Raw genomic sequence first — 17,539 nt, 5'->3', positions numbered from 1 at the left:
CTGCGCACACTAGGCTCCCGGTGCATGGCCTACTTCGTCACCGGTGCCACCGGCTTCATCGGCAGGTTCCTCGTCCACGAGCTCGTCGAGAAGCGCGAGGGCGACGTCTTCGTCCTGTGCCGCGAGTCCTCGCTGCCCCGCATCGAGCGCCTGATCGATGAGTGGGGCAGCGATCGTGTCGTGCCGGTCGTCGGCGACCTGTCTGCGCCGGGGCTCGGTGTCGATGAGGCCTGGATCGCAGAGCACCGCGGGAGGATCGACCACTTCTTCCACCTGGCGGCCATCTATGACATGACTGCTGACGACGCCACCAACGACGCGATGAACGTCGACGGCACCCGCCATGCCCTGGAGCTGGCGGCCGCGGTGCAAGCCGGCTGCTTCCACCAGGTCTCCTCTGTGGCTGCCGCCGGTGACTTCGAGGGCGCCTTCGACGAGACCATGTTCGCCGAGGGGCAGGTGCTGCCGTCGCCCTACCACCGCACGAAGTACGAGTCCGAGCGGATCGTGCGTGAGGAGTCCGTGGTGCCGTGGCGGGTCTACCGACCGGCGATCGTCGTGGGGCACTCCGAGACCGGTGAGATGGACAAGGTCGACGGCCCCTACTACTTCTTCCCCGTCCTCAAACGGCTCCGCGACGTGTTCCCGAGCTGGTTGCCGCTCCTGGGCATCGACCTGGGCAACACCAACATCGTGCCGGTCGACTACGTCGCCAAGGCGATGGACCATCTCGCGCACCTTCCCGAACGCGACGGCGAGGCCTTCCACCTGGTGAACCCGGAGCCGCAGTCGGTCGTCGAGATGATCAACGGCTTCTGCGCCGCTGCTGGGGCGCCGCAGTTCGCCACTCCCTCGATCGAATGGGTCCGACGCTGAGCGCGCTGCCCCGACAGCTGCAGCCTGGGCGATTGCTCTCGCAGGCGATGCGCACGGCGCCGGTGCAGGCGATGCTGGGGCAGACGGTGGGCCGCGCCGGCATCCCCAAGGAGGTGCTCGCCCACACCAACTTCGTGCCCGTCTTCGACTCCCGACGCACCGAACAGGCCCTCGCCGGCTCCGGGATCGCGGTCCCGGACACCGACTCCTACTCCCGCCTGCTGTGGAACTACTGGGAGGAGAACCTTGACCGGAGCACCGGCCGCGACCCGGCCAACCGGGCCGCGCTCGAGGGCAGGTACGTCGTGATCACCGGCGCCTCCTCGGGCATCGGCCAGGTGACCGCCCTCAAGGTGGCCCAGGCAGGCGGCATCCCCGTGCTCGTGGCCCGCGGACGGGAGAAGCTGGAAGCACTGCAACGCACCATCGAGATGCGCGGCGGGCAAGCTCACGTCTTCCCGTGTGATCTCTCGGACCTCGAGGCCATCGACGACCTGTGCAACCGGTTGATCGAGGAGTTGCCGTCGGTCGACTACCTGGTCAACAACGCCGGCCGTTCGATCCGCCGTTCGATCAAGCTCAGCCACGATCGGTTCCACGACTTCGAGCGCACCATGCAGCTCAACTACTTCGGTGCGATCAGGCTGATCATGGGCCTGTTCCCGCAGATGCGGACCCAGAAGCGCAGCCACGTGGTCAACATCAGCTCGATCGGCGTGCAGACCAACCCGCCCCGATTCTCGGCGTACGTCGCCTCGAAGGCTGCGCTCGACGCCTGGAGCAGCGTCGTGGCCTCCGAGGTCGTCGGCGACGGCATCACCTTCACCAACATCCACATGCCGTTGGTGAAGACCCCGATGATCGCGCCGACCAAGATCTACGACAAGTTCCCCACCATCTCCCCGGGCCAGGCCGCAGACGTGGTGATCAAGGCGCTGGTGGAGAAGCCGCACGAACTCAACACGATGCTCGGGAACGCCGGCGCGGTCGCGCACACCGTGGCGCCGAAGGCGTCGTTCCGGATGCTCAACATGGCCTATCACGTCTTCCCCGACTCCGCTGCCGCCCGCGGCGACCAGGCGGAGGGCGGCAAGCGTGAGAGCGAGCAGATCATGCTCGCCCGACTCTTCAAGGGAGTCCACTGGTGAGATGAGGCTCAGATCGCCCGGCACGCCTCGACGAGGCCGGCAAGCGCGGTGTCGTCCAACGCGTCAGGCGTGTCTGCCTCGGGCAGCGCGAGCACGATCCCGTCAGCAAGGTCGGCATACCAGCGCCGAAGCAGTCCGGGCAGTTCCGCATGCACCGCCACGGGCACCAGACGTGAGACCACTTCGTCGGTCAGGATGCCCTCCAGATCGCCCCAACGTTGCTCCTGCACCAGGGCGGAGAGTCGCTCCCCCAGTCCCTCGAGCCCGAAGGTCTCCAGTTGGAGACGGTAGGCAGGGGTGCTGTAGAGGAAGGCGAGCTCACTGCGACGAGCCTGCACGGCGCGGGCCAGACCCGCGGAGTCAGCAGCGGTGACGGGCTGTGGCCCGGCGACGAGGAAGGGTCGCCGTCCCGGAAGCGCCGAAGCCCGTCGCCCTTCCTCCACTGCGGGCAGCACGTGCCGCCGGATGACCTCGGGATGCGAGTTGGTGGGGTGGCAGACGAAGCCGTCGGAGACCTCACCGGCCAGGCGGCACATCCGAGGATTGACACCACCGGTCCACAAGGACGGCTCATGGGCCTCGTCGTCCAACGGCCCGGGATTGAAGTAGGGCTGGAGTCGAGTGAGCCGATAGTGCGGACCCTCGTGCCTGAGCGGGTCGCCGGTGCGGAAGCTGCGGAAGACCGCACGGACGGCAGCCACGTAGTCGCCCAGCCGGGCCACGGGTTCCGACCACTCGGCTCCATAGCGGTCGACGATGTTGCCGCGCACCTGTGACGCCAGTCCGAGCGCGAAGCGACCACCGGAGAACCGGGCCAGGTCCCACGCCGAGACGGCGGTCAGCATGGGACTCCGGGGAAGGCGAGCACCATGCTGGTCCGCACCGTCAGGCGTTCGGTGGCTGCCAGGGCCAGGGCGCTCACCACGAACGGGTCGTGCACGGTCTCGGGCACGTGGATCACGTCGAAGCCGAGCCGCTCGGCTCGGGCGGCCCACGCGGCCACGCCGGCCAGTGGCCCCTGTGACGGCCAGGAGGCGACGATCTCCATGTCAGGCTCCCGTCACGACAGGGCGGGACGGATCGATGATCCATCCGCTCCAGGAGCCGGGATACAGCGCGCCCTCGATCCCGACGACCTCGAGCGCCAACAGCTCGTGCGCAGCGGTGACACCGGAGCCACAGTAGGCAGCCACCGTCGTGCCGGGACGGATCCCGACGCTTGCGAACCGATCGCGGAGCGCGGGCGCGGCAAGGAAGCGCCCGTCCGCAGCGAGGTTGTCGGTGGTGGGCAGGTTGACCGCTCCCGGGACGTGGCCCGCGACCGGGTCCACCGGCTCGACCTCTCCCCGGAAGCGTTCGGGCGCGCGCGCATCGACCAGGACGCCGTCTCGGGCCGCGTCGAGCACCTCGGTCGCACCGACCGTCGGGAGGCGTCCGGGACCGGCCCGGAAGTCGCCGGGTTCGATCACCGGTCGTCCCGTCTCCAGACCACCTCCGGCCGCGACCCACGCGGCGAGCCCACCGTCGAGCAGCCTCACGTCATCATGACCGTGGTGGCGCAGGAGCCAACGGCACCTCGCAGCGGCAAGACCCGACCAGTCATCGAGCACCACGACTGGACGGACACCGCGAACTCCTGCTGCACGCATCTCCGCTGCGAACACCTCAGGGTCCGGCAACGGGTGACGGCCGTGGTCCCCCGGAGGCGCCGCGAGTGCCGTGTCGAGGTCGACGTAGGCCGATCCCGGGACATGCCCCTCGACGTACGCCGGGAGCCCGGAGGGACCGCCGAGGCGCCACCGGACGTCGAGCACGGTCACGTCGGGGAGGGCTTCCTTGAGTTCGTCGGCACTGATGAGGGGCGAGGGGTCCATGGGGCGAGTCTGCCCGACATGGGCCGACGCCGGTGAGGCTGGCATCATTGCGCCTCGTGGCCGAACTTTCCTTCTTCACCGGCACCATGGACTCGGGCAAGAGCACCTTGGCCCTGCAGACCAACCACAACCATGCAGCAAGGGGCCGGATCGGCAGCATCTTCACCACCCACGACCGCGCGGGCGAGGCGACGCTGTCGTCGCGGCTGGGTCTCACCCACGAAGCCATCGAGGTCGGGCCCGACTTCGACTTCTGGCGCCACGTGGTCGACACCCTCACCCGCGGCGGACGCATCGACTACCTCATCTGCGACGAAGCCCAGTTCTACACACCCTTGCAGATCGAGCAACTGGCCAAGATCGTCGACGAGCTGCAGATCGACGTCTTCGCCTTCGGTATCCTCACCGACTTCCGTTCCGTAATGTTCCCGGGGTCGGCACGACTGGTCGAGTTGGCGGACCGCATGCACGTGCTGCAGGTCGAGGCACTGTGCTGGTGCGGCAAGCGGGCCACCCACAATGCCCGCACCGAGAACGGCGTGATGATCACCGAGGGTGACGTGGTGGTCGTCGGCGACACTGCGGAGGACGAAGGCGAGCAGGTCGAAGTCGCCTACGAGGTGCTGTGCCGCCAGCACCACCGCCGTCGGCTCACTGCGGCTCGGGCCCGGGCGGTCTCCATGGCCCCGGAGCCCCTCCCCTTCGGTTGATCCCTCCCTCACGCGCGCGTCGCGCGTATTGGGTGCCGTCGACTTCCCGCTCAACGAGAGTGTGACGTAGGCCCCACGGTCCGATTGGCGAGAGTCTCACCATGACCTCCGTTTCCACGATTCCTGACGACATGCGCCAGACCATGGGCGAGCTGTTCCTCGACCGAGCTGACGACGACAGCACCGCGCTTCTCTTCGAGGACGACCGCTGGAGCTACCGCGAGCTCGTCGTCGAGGCCGCCCGTCGGTCCGCCGTACTCCAGGAGCTGCGTCCGGAGGGCAAGCCGTGGCACGTCGGTGTGCTCCTGGAGAACACCCCCGAATACATCTTCCTGCTCGCCGGTGCCTCCCTCTCCGGCGCCACCATCGTGGGGATCAACCCGACCCGCCGCGGTGATGAGCTCGCCAAGGACATCCGCGGGACCGACGTCGACATCATCCTCGTCGACGACGCCTTCGCCGACCTGCTCGAGGGGATCGATCACGGCGCCCGCCAGGTCATCCGTGTCGACGGGGACGAGTGGAAGTCGCTGCTCGAGAAGCATGCCGATGCGCCGATCGAGGCCACTCCCGAGGCCCTCGACCCGGCCTTCAAGCTCGTGCTCCTCTTCACTTCCGGCTCCACCGGTGCCCCGAAGGCAGTCATCTGCAGCACCGGTCGCTGGGCGCGGGTCACGCAGGTGACGATCTTCAACTTCACGCCCGAGGACGTCGCCTACAACGCGATGCCGCTCTTCCACGGCAACGCCCTGATGAGCGCGTGGAGCCCGGCCATCCACGCCCGTGCGGCACTCGCGATGCGCCGCAAGTTCTCGGCGTCCGGCTTCCTGCCCGACATCCAGAAGTTCAACGTGACCTTCTTCAACTACGTCGGCCGCTCCCTGGCCTATGTGCTCGCCCAGCCCGAGGGCCCGGAGGAGGCCGACAACAGGCTGCGCTTCGGCTTCGGCACCGAGGCGTCGGCCAAGGACCGCGCGGAGTTCCTGCGCCGTTTCGGTTGCCAGGTGTTCGAGTCCTACGGCTCGTCCGAGGGTGCCTGCTACATCATCAACAACGCCGATACCCCGGAGGGTGCCCTCGGCGTGCCACAGGTGGGTCACCACCCGGAGATCGTGAATGCAGCCGGCGAGGTCTGCCCACCGGCCGAGTTCGACGCCAACGGCGTACTGCTGAACTCCGAGGAGGCCATCGGCGAGATCGTCTCCCGGGATGCGGCCGGGATGTTCGAGGGCTACTACAAGAACCCGGAGGCGGCCGCGGAGAAGCTGCGTGACGGGGACTTCTGGACGGGCGACCTCGGCTACCGCGACAAGGAGGGCTACTTCTGGTACGCCGGTCGCACCGCCGACTGGCTGCGGGTGGACTCGGAGAACTTCTCCGCTGCCCCGGTCGAGCGGATCCTGGCGCGCTATCCCGGCGTGACCGTCGCGGCCGTCTACGGCGTACCGGACCCCCGCACCGGGGACCTCGTCATGGCCACGCTCCAGCTCGCTCCCGGTGCCGACGACGTCGACCCCCGCGACTTCGCCGCGTTCCTCAGCGAACAGCCGGACCTCGGCACGAAGTGGGCCCCGACGCTGCTGCGTATCACCCGCAACCTGCCGGTGACCGCCACCAACAAGGTGGACAAGCCGACGCTGCGCCGTCAGCGCTGGAACACCACCGACACCGTCTACCGTCGCACCGACGGTGTCTACGAGCTCCTTGACGAGCCGGCCCTCGAGAAGCTCCTCACGGAGTACGACGAGCACGGTCGCCGCAACCTCGTCACCAGCTGACCCCCGGGGCTGCTCAGCCCCGACCTCCGGTCCTGAGCAGCCCCACCCCGGTGGTCAAGCTTGTCGAGACCGCTCCGCCCACCCCTCGGAGGTCGAGCCTGTCGAGACCGCTCCGCCCACCCCTCGGAGGTCGAGCCTGTCGAGACCACTCCGCCCACCCCACGCCGTTGGTCGAGCCTGTCGAGACCACCCCGCCGCCCACCCCCGGAGGTCGAGCCTGTCGAGACCGGTTCGTTGGTCGAGCTTGCCGAGACCCAGCCGCCGTTGGTCGAGCTTGCCGAGACCCAGCCGCCGTTGGTCGAGCTTGTCGACACCCCACCGCCCGCCCACCCCGTTGGTCGAGCTTGTCGAGACCTCGTTCCGGCAGCCCGGCTGGTGGTTGTCCACAGGTTGAGTTCGTGATCGTCGGGTTGTGTCGGAGTCAAATGTTGGACTGGTTCCATGATCGAAATCGACGCCCGTCACCAGCCGTACGAGGTCTCTGACCTCGATGGCGGGACCCTGCTCGGCTTCATGGCTGAGAACCGCGTCGTCGAACTCAAGATGGTCCGCAGCAAGCTGCGGTTGGCTTACCGGTGGGCGATCATGCACCCACCCACACCTGACAAGCCGAAGGCAGTGGTGGGTGACGAGACCCTGTTCCCCACCGACTGTGAACAGGCGATCTCGGGTGACGGCACTCCTGATGTCGCGTTGTTCGCGGTCGAGGAACTCGCCGCATCAGGTGGGATGTCGCGTGCTGCTGGGTTCTCCCTGATCGCCGACGCCCTGGACCTGGTGCACCGGTTGCCGCAGTTGTGGGCGAAGGTCGAGGCCTTGGAGGTGCCGGGGTGGAACGCCCGCCGTGTCGCACTCCTCACCCGCAAACTGTCGTACGCCGCTGCACGGTGGTTCGACGAGCAGCTTGCTGCCACCGGCCTGTCGGGGTGGCCGACGATTGAGAAGTGGTTGGCGATGGCGATCGCCAAATTCCACCCCGAGCTGGTCAAAGACCCCAGCGCGGCGAAGGGGAAGGCGGATTGGGGTGTGTGGCTGCACCACCCCCACGCCGGACACGAAGAAGGTGCCGGCGGTGTTGCTGGCACCTCGGAGTTGCAAGCCGTTGGTGACTCGTTGGACCTCACCAGGTTCATGGACTTGTTGTCTGCCGAGGCCGAGACGATGCGGCGCCTGGGCGACACCGACACAGTGGACCAACGCCGTGCGAAAGCGATCGGGCGGCTCACCGACGACACCGACCAGCCCACACTCGACTACACCAGCACCAGCAGCACCGACAGCACCGACGGCACCGGTATCGGTACCGATGCCGGTATCGGCGGCTGCAGGGACGGCGCGGCCGTAGGCCTGGTCGACGCTCCCGCCCCGACCAACAGCACCGGCACCTCGTCCGGCGTCCCGTCCGCCGTTGCGGCGGCGGGTGGCGAGCCGGTGCTGGGCGACGAGCCGGTGCTGGGCAACCCGGTGCTGGGCAACCCGGTGGTGGGCGAGCCGGTGGTCGGGGTGAAGCCGGGTCGGTTGGTGACGACACCGGGCCCGTTCGGACGCCGTCGTGGGTTGCGGGTGATGGCCCACGTCAACCTCGCGGACCTGTTCGCGTTGGGCCTCGACCCCCACGAGTTGGGGTTGGACGGCGACGGGATCACGTCCACCGACTGGTTGGGGCAGGTCCTGATCAGCCAATTACGGGACTGGTTGGCCCGTCACGGTTCGCTTGCGTCGGTGAATCGCACTGGGTTTCGTTCCTATGCGTTCCCTTGGACAGCGAGTGCTGGCCGGGATGATTCTTGGGCAGCGTAGTACGCGGCCTCGACCTCGAGCGGGGTGCGCATGTCGAGCTCCCCGTGAAGGCGTTGGTTGTTCCACCACCACACGTACTCCAGCGTCGCGAGCTCGACCTGCTCGATCGTGCGCCACGGCCCGCGCCGTCTGATGAGTTCGGTCTTGTAGAGCCCGTTGACGGCCTCGGCCAGCGCGTTATCGAAGGAGTCGCCGACGGTGCCCGTGGAGGGCTTCGCGCCGAGTTCGCCGATTCGGTCGGTGTAGACGATCGAGAGGTAGTTCGAGCCGTGGTCGGCGTGATGGACCAGCCCGGTCAGATCGACCGCGCCCTCGCGCTTTGCGTCCCACGCGGCCATGTCGAGCGCCTGCAAGGGAGGATGTCGGCCTTCAACGTCGCGGCGACGTTCCACCCGACGATCCGGCGTGAGTAGACGTCGGTCACGAACGCCACGTAGGCGAACCCCGACCAGGTCGCGACGTAGGTGATGTCGGCAACCCATAGCCGCCGCGGCGCGGGCGCGTGGAAGCGCCGTTGGACCAAGTCGGCCGGCTTCACCGCCGCCGGATCCGGCTTCGTGGTGAACACCTTCTTCGACCGCTTCACCCCACGAACGTCGGCGAGTTTCATCAGCCGAGCGGTCTGATCGCGACCGATCTCCCAGCCCTGGCGTCGCATCAGGGCGTGCATCTTCCGGACCCCGTAGACGCCGTAGTTCTCGACGTGCAACCGGGCGATCTCCGGCACCAGCAACTCGTCCTTCAACGACCGCGCCGACGGGGCTCTGGTCTTCGCGGCCCGGTAGCCACGGGAGGTGATGAACCCACGAACTGCCGGACGCAGCACCCGGCAGATGGCCTCGACCCCGAACTGATCCTTGTGCTCGTCGATGTAGCGGATCATCTCGTCGTGGGGCGGTCGAGTTCCTTGGCGAAAAACACTGAGGCGGACTTCAAGATCTCGTTCGCCCTGCGGAGCTCGGCTACCTCACGCTTGAGGCGCTTGATCTCCTCCGCCTCATCCGTCGTGGTCCCGGGCCGCTTCCCGGCGTCGACCTCAGCACGGTGGACCCACAGCCGCAGGGTCTCGACGTTCATCCCCAGCAACCCCGCGACGTGCCGCAACGCTGCCGTCTCGTGCGGGTGCTCCGGGCGGACCTCAGCGACCATCCGCACTGCCCGCTCACGCATCTCGTTCGTATACCTGGCCATCGTTCCCATCCTGACTGATCAAGCGGAACGAAACCCAGTGCGATTCACGGTGACCCCGGTGGTGGATTTGAACAGGACCGATGCGGTGGATCGTCATGATCCGCCCGAATGGATGGACACCCTGGTCCGGTTGCGTGACCCGCACTGTGTGTATCCGAACTGTGAACGTTCCAGCTGGGACGCCGACCTCGACCACATCGACCCCTACCAACCACTTGGTGAGGGTGGCCCTTCTGGGCAAACCCGGCCGGAGAATCTGGCGCCGTTGTGTCGGCGTCATCACCTGATGAAAACCCACGGTAGGTGGCGCTACCGACGGGCCAGGGACGGGACCTATATCTGGACCAGCCAGCACGGCAGGACCTGGCTGGTCACACCCCAAGGCACCCACGACACCAGCCAGCCCGGCTGAGCACCACCCACCAGAAGCAGCGCCTGCCAAACAAGCACCACCCGCCCACCCCGGGGAGAACACACACTCTCCCGGGGCACAGGCACGCCACCAGCCTGGGAGAGGTCTCGACAAGCTCGACCACCGGCGTACGGGCTCGACCAGCGGGGGTGCGGGTCTCGACAAGCTCGACCAACGGCGTATGGGCTCGACCAACAGGGGTCCAGCAGTGGTCTCGGCGAGCTCGACCGGCGGGGATGCCATGGGCTCGCGAACAGGATCTCGATGGTCGAGCCTGTCGAGACCTTGCCCCGCGGGGTCAGAGCTGGTCTCGACAAGCTCGACCGACGACGCACGGGCTCGACCGACGACGTACAGCTCGGCCAGCGGCGTACAGGGCGCTCGGCACTGACGATGGTCTCGACAGGCTCGACCAACGGGGCACGGGCTCGACCAACGGGGTACAGGTTCGACCAACGAGCATGGGGGCGGGGTGGGACGTCCGGGGTTGCCGACGGAGCGTCAAGGGGCTTGGCCGCGGCGGGCGCCCACCCAACGCAACCAACACGAAGAACCGTGCGCACGACGCGCCGCCCCAGCGAGGAGGTTGCCCCGGACGGCACGGCCCGGGGCAGGGTCTCGACACCCACGAGCAAGGTCTCGACAAGCTCGACCAACGGGTACAGGCTCGACCAGCGGGGTTGCGGCGGGGGTCTCGACCAACGAGGGATGGGTTGCGTCAGGCGATGAGGATCGGGATCCGCATCTCGTCCTCGGTGAGCGAGCCGTGCAGTCCGACGAGCTTGTGCTCGAACGGGAAGTCACGGGTGGCCAGGATGGCAGTGTCGCCGTGACAGGCGACCATCACGTCGCCGAGGCGCGGCAACACCCGCTCCTCGGTGGGCCCGAACCAGCCCAGCCCGACGACCTCGTCACGCAGCAGCACCGTGGCTCGGTCTCCCAGCCGTTCGCGCCAGGTGGCCACGACGTCGACGTCGGCGCCCGCTCGGCAGTAGAGATGACGGAACCGCGCTTCACCCCCGACAAGCTCCAGACCGTCACGCAGAGCTGGTTCATCGTCGAGTTCGATCCGGCGCGCGGCCGGGGAGTCAACCATTCCGTGATCGGCAACGACGAGCATCCGAACCGACGCGGGTAGCGCCGCACGCATCTGCTCGGCGATCCGATCGACTGCCGTCAGCTGTTCGCGCCACTGCGGGGAGTCCACCCCGTGCCGGTGACCAGTCCAGTCGAGGTCGCCGTCGTAGACGTAGGTGAGCGACCGGGCACGACCCGCGGCCTCCAACACACCCGCGATCCGCTCGCCGACCTTGTTGGCCCCCACGAAGGAAGCACCGCGCTGACCGGCAACCGTGAGTCCGGAGCCCTCGAACTCCCGACGATTGACCACCGTGACGTGAACGTCGGTCGCTGCGAGTCGCTCGAAGGCCGGCTCGTGCGGTTGCCAGGCCAACGGGTCGACGCCGGCGTCCCACGCCAAGTGGTTGATGAGCCTGTTGCTGCCGGGGATCCGGGCCGTGTAGCCCACGAGACCGTGCTGGCCCGGAGTCAGTCCGGTGCCCAACGACGTCAAGGAGGTGGCCGTCGTCGACGGGACTCCCGCCGTACCGGGCGAATCGACGAGGGACGAGAGGAAGGGCGCCAGCGTCGCGTGCCTGCGCAGCAGCGTCTCCCCCATGCCGTCGATCAGGAAGATCACATAACCGGGAGCCTCCGGCAACGTGAGCCCACTGTCACCGCGGGGTGCGGCACCCAGAGCCACTGCCACACCCGGTACGACGTCACTCAGCGAGCGCTCACCGTAGGCCGGCCGCAGCAGCGGCTCGGTCATCCGTGCGAGCCCTGCGTGACCGACGAGAGGACGCGAGCGAACTCGAGGAGTGAGGTGACGGCGTCATGCCCCTCGGCCGCCGCGGAGACCCGGAGGGTGAAGTCGTCGCTGGCCAACACCCCCGTGTAGCCGTGGTCGGCTTCGCAGTGGGGGTCGGCGCAGGTTGCCGGCTCCAGGTCGATGCGGCTCACCGCTCCCCAGCCGATGGTGACCACGGCCTCGGCGGCGGGCTGGGGTCCCGAGGTCGGGTTGGCGACCATCCGGGTCACCACGACCGAGCGAACCGCGCTCAGCGCGATGGCCTCGGTGGAGGTCGACGTGTAGGGCTGCGGGAGCAGGTCGTCACCGGCGTGCTCGTCGGTGTGGGCAAGGATCAACCGGCTCGGCGTGAGCACCACGACCGTGATGTGACGACGGACCTCATCACGCTCGATGGTCGGCTCGTGGTGGACGTAGAAGGAGAGCAACTGCTCCCCCGCCAACGCTGCCTCGACCCCATCGCTCACCACCTCGGGGTAGTAACCGGTCCGCTCGATCGCAGACCGAAGGGCCTGGGGCGTGCGGGAGGGGTCGTCGGTGCCACGGGTACGCATGGCTCAAGTCTGTCACGCATCTCCGGCGCACCGGAGCCGACCGGTGTCAGCGCCCGAACCCGTCAGCCGGGGATGGTGTCCTCCGCCTGCTGGTTGAGCCGACGCACGAACCAGTCCGAACGCAGGTCGTCGACCGGTTCCACCCTGGCATCAGCCGTCAGCACCGTGCAGGACTCGCCCCCGGCAAGCACGAGCGAGAGATCGAGAGACCGCAGTTGCGGGAAGTCGTTCTTGATCTGGGAGACGGCGAGGATCAACGACTCGACCCGGTCGACGTCGACGACCTCGCTGCCCCGGTAGCCGAAGAGCAGGGGAGAACTCTTGATCTCCCGGGTCATCGCGCGCGCCTCGTGGAGACTCAGCGGTGGGACCCGGTAGGCCTTGTCGCCCAGGAGCTCGGTGAGCGGGCCCGCCGTACCGAAGGAGATCACCGGTCCGAAGAGCCGGTCCTCGACCGCGGTGATCGCGACCGGAACGCCGGGTGCTGCCACCTTCTGCACGACGAAGCGCGCCCGTTCGGGCTCGCTGATCAGCGCCGAGAGACTCGCCCAGCCCCAGCGCATGTCCTCCTCGTTCTCGATCCCGCGCTGGACGTGGGCAAGGTCGGGACGATGCCGCAGGTGATCGGCGGTGGCCTTGAGAACGACGTTCCAGCCCAGCCTGTCGCCGACCTTGACCGCACTCTCCACGTCTTCGACCCGGAAGGCCTGCCACAGGTCGATGTCATAGCAGGCAAGCAGTTGCCGCACCTCGGCCTGCGTCAAGCTGCGGCCCTTGGGCGTCTCCATGAGCACCCCGTTGACCAACCGCTTCGCCTCGAGCGGCACTGGGGCAGCCTCGTCGGGGCGTTCGTCGTCGGGCGGGGTGCGCAGCCACACCGCGTACTCCACGACGTGGGCCAGCGCCCGTACGGCGGCCTCCACGGCCGGGTAGGACGGCACCGAGCCACGGCCCGCGGTCGCACCTGCGACGTCGGGCACTCGGAGCAGCTCGGGGACGCCTTCGGCACCGAGGAACGTCGAGACGAGCGGCTTGTCGGACTGCTCCCCGACAGCTGCGAGCACGTTGGCGACCTCCTCGCCGGTGACGTTCAACGGTGGGAAGTAGACCGCGATCACCGAGTCGACCTCCGGATCGTCGATCGCCCGGTCGAGCGCGTCCTCGAAGTCCTCTGCCGTGGCGTTGGCCCCCAACGCCACGGAGTTGTTGACCACCAGACCCACGGCCGCAGCCGCGTCGGTGGCGAGCAGACCCAGAGCATCGGAGTTGCCCACCACGGCGACACGCCGTCCCCGTGGCAACGGCTGGTGCGCGAGCAGCTGGGCCACGTCGAACATCTCGTCCAAGGTGTCAACCTGAACGACACCGGCCTGACGGAACATCGAGTCGACCGCCGTCTGGGGAGCCGAGATACTGCGTACCGTGTGTCCCATCGGCACGCCTTGGGTCGTGCGCCCCGAGCGTACGGCGACGATCGGCTTGTGGCGCGAGACCCTGCGGGCGATGCGGGAGAACTTGCGCGGATTGCCGATGGACTCCAGGTAGAGCAACACGACCTCGGTGGAGTCGTCCTCCTCCCAGTACTGGAGGAGATCGTTGCCGGAGACGTCGGCACGGTTGCCGGCGGAGACGAAGGTGGAGAGGCCGAGGCCACGGTTGTAGACCTTCTCCAGGATCGCGGAACCGAGCGCGCCGGACTGGCAGAAGAAGCCCGCACGACCACGCGGAGGCATCAGCGGCGAGAGTGAGGCGTTGAGGGAGAAGGCAGGGTCGGTGTTGATCACGCCGAGGCAGTTGGGACCGATCAGCCGGAGTCCGTAGGAGCGGGCGAGACCGACGAGCCGTCGCTGCCTTCGTCGCCCCTCGTCGCCGGTCTCGGCGAATCCGGACGAGATGACGACGAGACCCTTCACGCCCTTGGCGGCGCAGTCGAGCACGACGTCCTGCACGGCAGTGGCCGGCACCGCCACGACGGCCACGTCGACCTCGCCGGGGATGTCGACGACCGACTTGTAGGCAGGAAGCCCTGAGACCGGCTCCGCCTGCGGGTTGACGGCGTAGACGACGCCCGTGAACCCGCCGGTGACGAGGTGGCGCACCAGCGCCTGACCGATGGTGTCCTGACGACGCGACGCACCGACAACGGCGATGGACTTGGCGGTGAAGAAGCGGGCGATCGAGGCCGACTCGGCCCGGTGCTCCCGGTTCTCCATGATCCCGATCGCGGTCTCCGTCGGGTTGATCGGGAACTCCAGCACCATCACGCCGTCCTGGAAGCCTCCGGCCACGCGATAGCCGGCGTCCTTGAAGGTGTCGATCATGCGACGGTTGTCGGGCAGCACCTCGGCGACGAACTTCTCCACCCCGAGCTCACGGCCGGCCTGCGCGAGGTGTTCCAGCAGGACCTGAGCGATCCCCGCCCCTGATGGGCGTCCTGGACCAGGAACGCGACCTCGGCCTCACCGGGCTTCACGACGTCGAAACGCCCGACCGCGATCATCTTCTCCGCCAGGATCAGCACCATCGCCACCCGGTCGTGGTGATCGACCTGCGTGAACCGGGCAACGTCACGGTCGGAGAGCCTCGGCATCGGCGAGAAGAAGCGGTAGTACTTCGACTCGTCGGAGACCTCGGCATAGAACTCGACCAGCAGATCAGCGTCCTCCGGACGGATCGGTCGAATGTGGGCGGTGGAGCCGTCCAGGAGGAGGACATCGCCCTCCCAGTGCTTGGGCGGCTCACTGACAACGTTGCCGTGCTCGGTCACAGGGTCCAATCTAGTGTCTGGGGGCCAAGGTCGGCGCGCCCCGGCAGGAAACGGCGTCGCGCCACGGGAGAATGGCGCCATGGCACGACGTACCACGCAACCTCCCCTGCCCGAGGACTTCGAGGAGAACATCCTCGACATCGATGTGGGCGACGAGATGCGTTCCTCCTTCCTGGAATACGCCTACTCGGTCATCTACTCCCGGGCCCTCCCCGACGCACGCGACGGTCTCAAGCCCGTCCAGCGGCGCATCCTGCACACCATGAACGAGATGGGCCTGCGTCCCGACCGCGGCCACGTCAAGAGCGCCCGCGTCGTCGGCGAGGTGATGGGTCGCCTGCACCCCCACGGCGACGGCGCCATCTATGACGCGCTCGTACGCCTTGCGCAACCGTGGTCGATGCGGTTGCCGATGATCGACGGACACGGCAACTTCGGTTCCCCCGACGACTCCCCCGCTGCCATGCGTTACACCGAGTGCCGGATGGCGCCCGCCGCGCTGGCGATGACGGCGTCGATCGACGAGGACACGGTCGACTTCCGTCCCAACTACGACAGCCGGGAGCTGGAGCCGAGCGTGCTGCCGGCTGCCATCCCCAACCTCGTGGTCAACGGCACCACCGGTATCGCGGTCGGCATGGCCACCAACATGGCGCCCCACAACCTCATCGAGGTCGTGCAGGCGCTGCGGCACCTCATCAAGCACCCGAGCGCCGACACCGAGGCGCTGATGCGTTTCATCCCCGGGCCGGACCTCCCGACCGGCGGCAAGATCGTCGGTCTCGAGGGGATCAAGGACGCCTACGAGACCGGTCGGGGCACGTTCAAGATGCGCGCCACCGCGAGGATCGAGAACATCACTCCCCGCCGCAAGGGGATCGTCGTCACCGAGCTCCCCTACGGAGTCGGCACCGAGAAGATCGTCGAGCGGATCAAGACGCTGGTCCAGGGCAAGAAGCTGCAGGGCATCAGCGACATCAAGGACCTCACCGACCGCGACCACGGCCTCCGGTTGGTGATCGAGGTCAAGAACGGCTTCCATCCCGAGGCACTCCTCGAGCAGCTCTACAAGCAGACCCCGCTGGAGGACTCCTTCGGCATCAACAACGTCACCCTCGTCGACGGACAGCCTCGCACCCTCGGGCTCAAGCAGCTCCTCGAGGTCTTCCTCGAGCACCGCTTCGAGGTCGTACGGCGCCGCTCGCAGTTCCGCCGCAACAAGGCCGCTGATCGACTCCACCTGGTCGACGGACTGCTGTTGGCGATCCTCGACATCGACGAGGTCATCCAGGTGATCCGCAGCTCCGACAACGCGCCGGCGGCCCGCACGCGGTTGATGGACATCTTCGACCTCACCGAGATCCAGGCCGACTACATCCTCGACATGCCGTTGCGGCGCCTGACGAAGTTCTCCCGCATCGAGTTGGAGAAGGAGCAGGAAGACCTCAAGCGCACCATCGAGGAGCTCGACGCGATCCTCGGTGACCGTGAGGTGCTCCGCTCCGTGGTGTCCGACGAGCTGGGCGAGGTGGCCAAGACCTACGGCACCCCGCGACGTACGGTCCTGCTGGAAGCGTCCGGCGCACAGTCCACCGCAGTGACGGCGCCCCTCGAGGTGGCTGACGACCCGTGCTGGATCTATCTCTCGTCCACGGGTCTCCTGGCACGCAGCGCCGACGACTCCACGCCCGGATCCGGAGGTGGGCGAGCAAGGCACGACGTGGTCGTCTCGGCTGTCCGTGGCACCGCTCGCGGCGAGATCGGCGTGGTCACGACCCGGGGTCGCCTGATCAAGCTCAGTGTCCTGGAGTTGCCCTCGTTGCCTGCCACGGCCAACGAGCCGCACCTGGCCGGAGGGTTGCCCCTCACTGAGTTCCTCGAGCTGGCCAAGGGCGAGTCGGTGCTGTGCCTGGCAGCGCTCAGCACGGAGGGTGCCGGCATCGCGCTCGGCACCAAGCAGGGGATCGTCAAACGGGTCAACCCCGAGGTCCTCACGCGTGACGAGTGGGAGATCATCGCGCTCAAGGACGGCGACGAGGTCGTCGGAGCGGTGCAACTGCGCACCGGCTCCGAGCATCTCTGCTTCGTCACCAGCGACGCACAACTCCTCCACTTCCCAGCTGACGGCGTCCGGCCCCAGGGCCGGACCGGCGGCGGCATCGCCGGTGTCCGCATCTCCAGCGGGGCACGGGTCACCTGGTTCGGCGCCGTCGATCCCGATGAGTCGGTGCTGGTCACCAGTTCGGGAACCGCGTCGTCGCTGCCCGGCACCGAGAACGGTTCGGTCAAGGTGACCGGGTTCGAGCACTATCCGAGCAAGGGACGTGGCACCGGCGGCGTGCGCTGCCACCGCTTCCTCAAGGGAGAGGACACCCTGATCTTCGCCTGGGCCGGCGACGCACCGGCGCGAGCGTCCGCCAGCAGCGGTGCACCGATCGACCTGCCCGGCTACGACGACCGACGCGACGGGTCCGGCGTCGCCGCCACCCAGCCGATCGCGGCGTGCGCGGGTCCGGTCGGAGTCCGCGTTTCGGGTCCAGAAGTTGTGGGAGGCTGACG

14 protein-coding genes and 1 pseudogene are annotated in these 17,539 nt (G+C 67.9%); 7 read left to right on the top strand and 8 right to left on the bottom strand.

The genetic code is table 11. The annotated features are described in order from the left end of the window. Positions 1-24: 24 nt before the first annotated feature. On the top strand, positions 25-876 hold the full coding sequence (locus tag L1066_RS09610; RefSeq protein ID WP_235736121.1) for an SDR family oxidoreductase: 852 nt from the start codon (positions 25-27) through the stop codon (positions 874-876). Continuing rightward, positions 861-2,024, top strand: a complete 1,164-nt coding sequence (locus tag L1066_RS09605; protein WP_235736120.1) for an SDR family NAD(P)-dependent oxidoreductase — start codon at positions 861-863, stop codon at positions 2,022-2,024. Before L1066_RS09610 ends, L1066_RS09605 begins: the two co-directional genes overlap by 16 nt. A gap of 8 nt (positions 2,025-2,032) precedes the next feature. On the opposite strand, the gene L1066_RS09600 is transcribed toward L1066_RS09605, so the two are convergent. From L1066_RS09600 to L1066_RS09595, 3 genes are read right to left on the bottom strand one after another with little or no spacing between them, the layout of a single operon-like run. Then, positions 2,033-2,869 carry an LLM class flavin-dependent oxidoreductase gene (locus tag L1066_RS09600; RefSeq protein ID WP_283095354.1) on the bottom strand — a complete coding sequence of 279 codons (837 nt, stop codon included), beginning with the start codon at positions 2,867-2,869 and terminating at the stop codon, positions 2,033-2,035. Then, positions 2,863-3,072 carry an LLM class flavin-dependent oxidoreductase gene (locus L1066_RS26580; protein WP_283095353.1) on the bottom strand — a complete coding sequence of 70 codons (210 nt, stop codon included), beginning with the start codon at positions 3,070-3,072 and terminating at the stop codon, positions 2,863-2,865. The genes L1066_RS09600 and L1066_RS26580 overlap by 7 nt, the downstream gene beginning before the upstream one ends. Before the next feature lies 1 nt (position 3,073). Further along, entirely contained in the window at positions 3,074-3,898 is an 825-nt protein-coding gene (locus tag L1066_RS09595) for a sulfurtransferase (RefSeq protein ID WP_235736119.1), read from the bottom strand. Between the two features lie 56 nt (positions 3,899-3,954). Here L1066_RS09595 and L1066_RS09590 point away from each other — a divergent pair, with 56 nt between their 5' ends. The 3 genes from L1066_RS09590 (at position 3,955) to L1066_RS09580 (ending at position 8,186) form a co-directional block, all read left to right on the top strand. Next, positions 3,955-4,608, top strand: a complete 654-nt coding sequence (locus tag L1066_RS09590) for a thymidine kinase (RefSeq protein ID WP_235736118.1) — start codon at positions 3,955-3,957, stop codon at positions 4,606-4,608. A 101-nt stretch (positions 4,609-4,709) separates the two neighbouring features. Next, positions 4,710-6,386, top strand: coding sequence for an AMP-binding protein (locus tag L1066_RS09585; protein ID WP_235736117.1), 1,677 nt, complete (start codon positions 4,710-4,712; stop codon positions 6,384-6,386). A gap of 441 nt (positions 6,387-6,827) precedes the next feature. Continuing rightward, positions 6,828-8,186 carry a hypothetical protein gene (locus tag L1066_RS09580; protein WP_235736116.1) on the top strand — a complete coding sequence of 453 codons (1,359 nt, stop codon included), beginning with the start codon at positions 6,828-6,830 and terminating at the stop codon, positions 8,184-8,186. Here the strand turns inward: L1066_RS09580 and L1066_RS09575 are convergent. Beyond that, positions 8,132-9,386: pseudogene (locus L1066_RS09575) on the bottom strand (IS3 family transposase). The gene L1066_RS09580 and the pseudogene L1066_RS09575 overlap by 55 nt on opposite strands. 49 nt (positions 9,387-9,435) lie before the next feature. On the opposite strand from L1066_RS09575, the gene L1066_RS09570 reads away from it, so the two are divergent. Further along, on the top strand, positions 9,436-9,789 hold the full coding sequence (locus tag L1066_RS09570) for an HNH endonuclease signature motif containing protein (protein WP_235736115.1): 354 nt from the start codon (positions 9,436-9,438) through the stop codon (positions 9,787-9,789). Between the two features lie 718 nt (positions 9,790-10,507). Here L1066_RS09570 and L1066_RS09565 read toward each other — a convergent pair. From L1066_RS09565 to L1066_RS09550, 4 genes are all read right to left on the bottom strand, one after another. Continuing rightward, complete coding sequence (locus tag L1066_RS09565) at positions 10,508-11,620, bottom strand: alkaline phosphatase family protein (protein WP_235736114.1); 1,113 nt, start codon at positions 11,618-11,620, stop codon at positions 10,508-10,510. After that, positions 11,617-12,213, bottom strand: a complete 597-nt coding sequence (locus tag L1066_RS09560) for a DUF5998 family protein (protein WP_235736113.1) — start codon at positions 12,211-12,213, stop codon at positions 11,617-11,619. The genes L1066_RS09565 and L1066_RS09560 overlap by 4 nt, the downstream gene beginning before the upstream one ends. A gap of 62 nt (positions 12,214-12,275) precedes the next feature. After that, entirely contained in the window at positions 12,276-14,576 is a 2,301-nt protein-coding gene (locus tag L1066_RS09555; RefSeq protein ID WP_235736112.1) for an acetate--CoA ligase family protein, read from the bottom strand. Beyond that, entirely contained in the window at positions 14,531-14,980 is a 450-nt protein-coding gene (locus L1066_RS09550; protein ID WP_235736111.1) for a GNAT family N-acetyltransferase, read from the bottom strand. The genes L1066_RS09555 and L1066_RS09550 overlap by 46 nt, the downstream gene beginning before the upstream one ends. Positions 14,981-15,059: 79 nt before the next feature. On the opposite strand from L1066_RS09550, the gene L1066_RS09545 reads away from it, so the two are divergent. Continuing rightward, entirely contained in the window at positions 15,060-17,537 is a 2,478-nt protein-coding gene (locus L1066_RS09545; protein ID WP_235736110.1) for a DNA gyrase/topoisomerase IV subunit A, read from the top strand. Positions 17,538-17,539: the final 2 nt, after the last annotated feature.

The sequence above is a fragment of the Nocardioides alcanivorans genome (genome assembly GCF_021555175.1).
In the GTDB taxonomy this organism is placed as follows: Bacteria; Actinomycetota; Actinomycetes; order Propionibacteriales; family Nocardioidaceae; genus Nocardioides; species Nocardioides alcanivorans.
This window is presented reverse-complemented; position numbering and strand designations above follow the sequence as displayed.

What these genes read in the sequence shown, in the direction of transcription:
- L1066_RS09565 (WP_235736114.1), bottom strand. Translation starts at nt 11,620, where the DNA reads ATGACCGAGCCGCTGCTGCGGCCGGCCTACGGTGAGCGCTCGCTGAGT.
- L1066_RS09580 (WP_235736116.1), top strand. Translation starts at nt 6,828, where the DNA reads ATGATCGAAATCGACGCCCGTCACCAGCCGTACGAGGTCTCTGACCTC.
- L1066_RS09595 (WP_235736119.1), bottom strand. Translation starts at nt 3,898, where the DNA reads ATGGACCCCTCGCCCCTCATCAGTGCCGACGAACTCAAGGAAGCCCTC.
- L1066_RS09560 (WP_235736113.1), bottom strand. Translation starts at nt 12,213, where the DNA reads ATGCGTACCCGTGGCACCGACGACCCCTCCCGCACGCCCCAGGCCCTT.
- L1066_RS09545 (WP_235736110.1), top strand. Translation starts at nt 15,060, where the DNA reads ATGGCACGACGTACCACGCAACCTCCCCTGCCCGAGGACTTCGAGGAG.
- L1066_RS09600 (WP_283095354.1), bottom strand. Translation starts at nt 2,869, where the DNA reads ATGCTGACCGCCGTCTCGGCGTGGGACCTGGCCCGGTTCTCCGGTGGT.
- L1066_RS09610 (WP_235736121.1), top strand. Translation starts at nt 25, where the DNA reads ATGGCCTACTTCGTCACCGGTGCCACCGGCTTCATCGGCAGGTTCCTC.
- L1066_RS09605 (WP_235736120.1), top strand. Translation starts at nt 861, where the DNA reads ATGGGTCCGACGCTGAGCGCGCTGCCCCGACAGCTGCAGCCTGGGCGA.
- L1066_RS09585 (WP_235736117.1), top strand. Translation starts at nt 4,710, where the DNA reads ATGACCTCCGTTTCCACGATTCCTGACGACATGCGCCAGACCATGGGC.
- L1066_RS26580 (WP_283095353.1), bottom strand. Translation starts at nt 3,072, where the DNA reads ATGGAGATCGTCGCCTCCTGGCCGTCACAGGGGCCACTGGCCGGCGTG.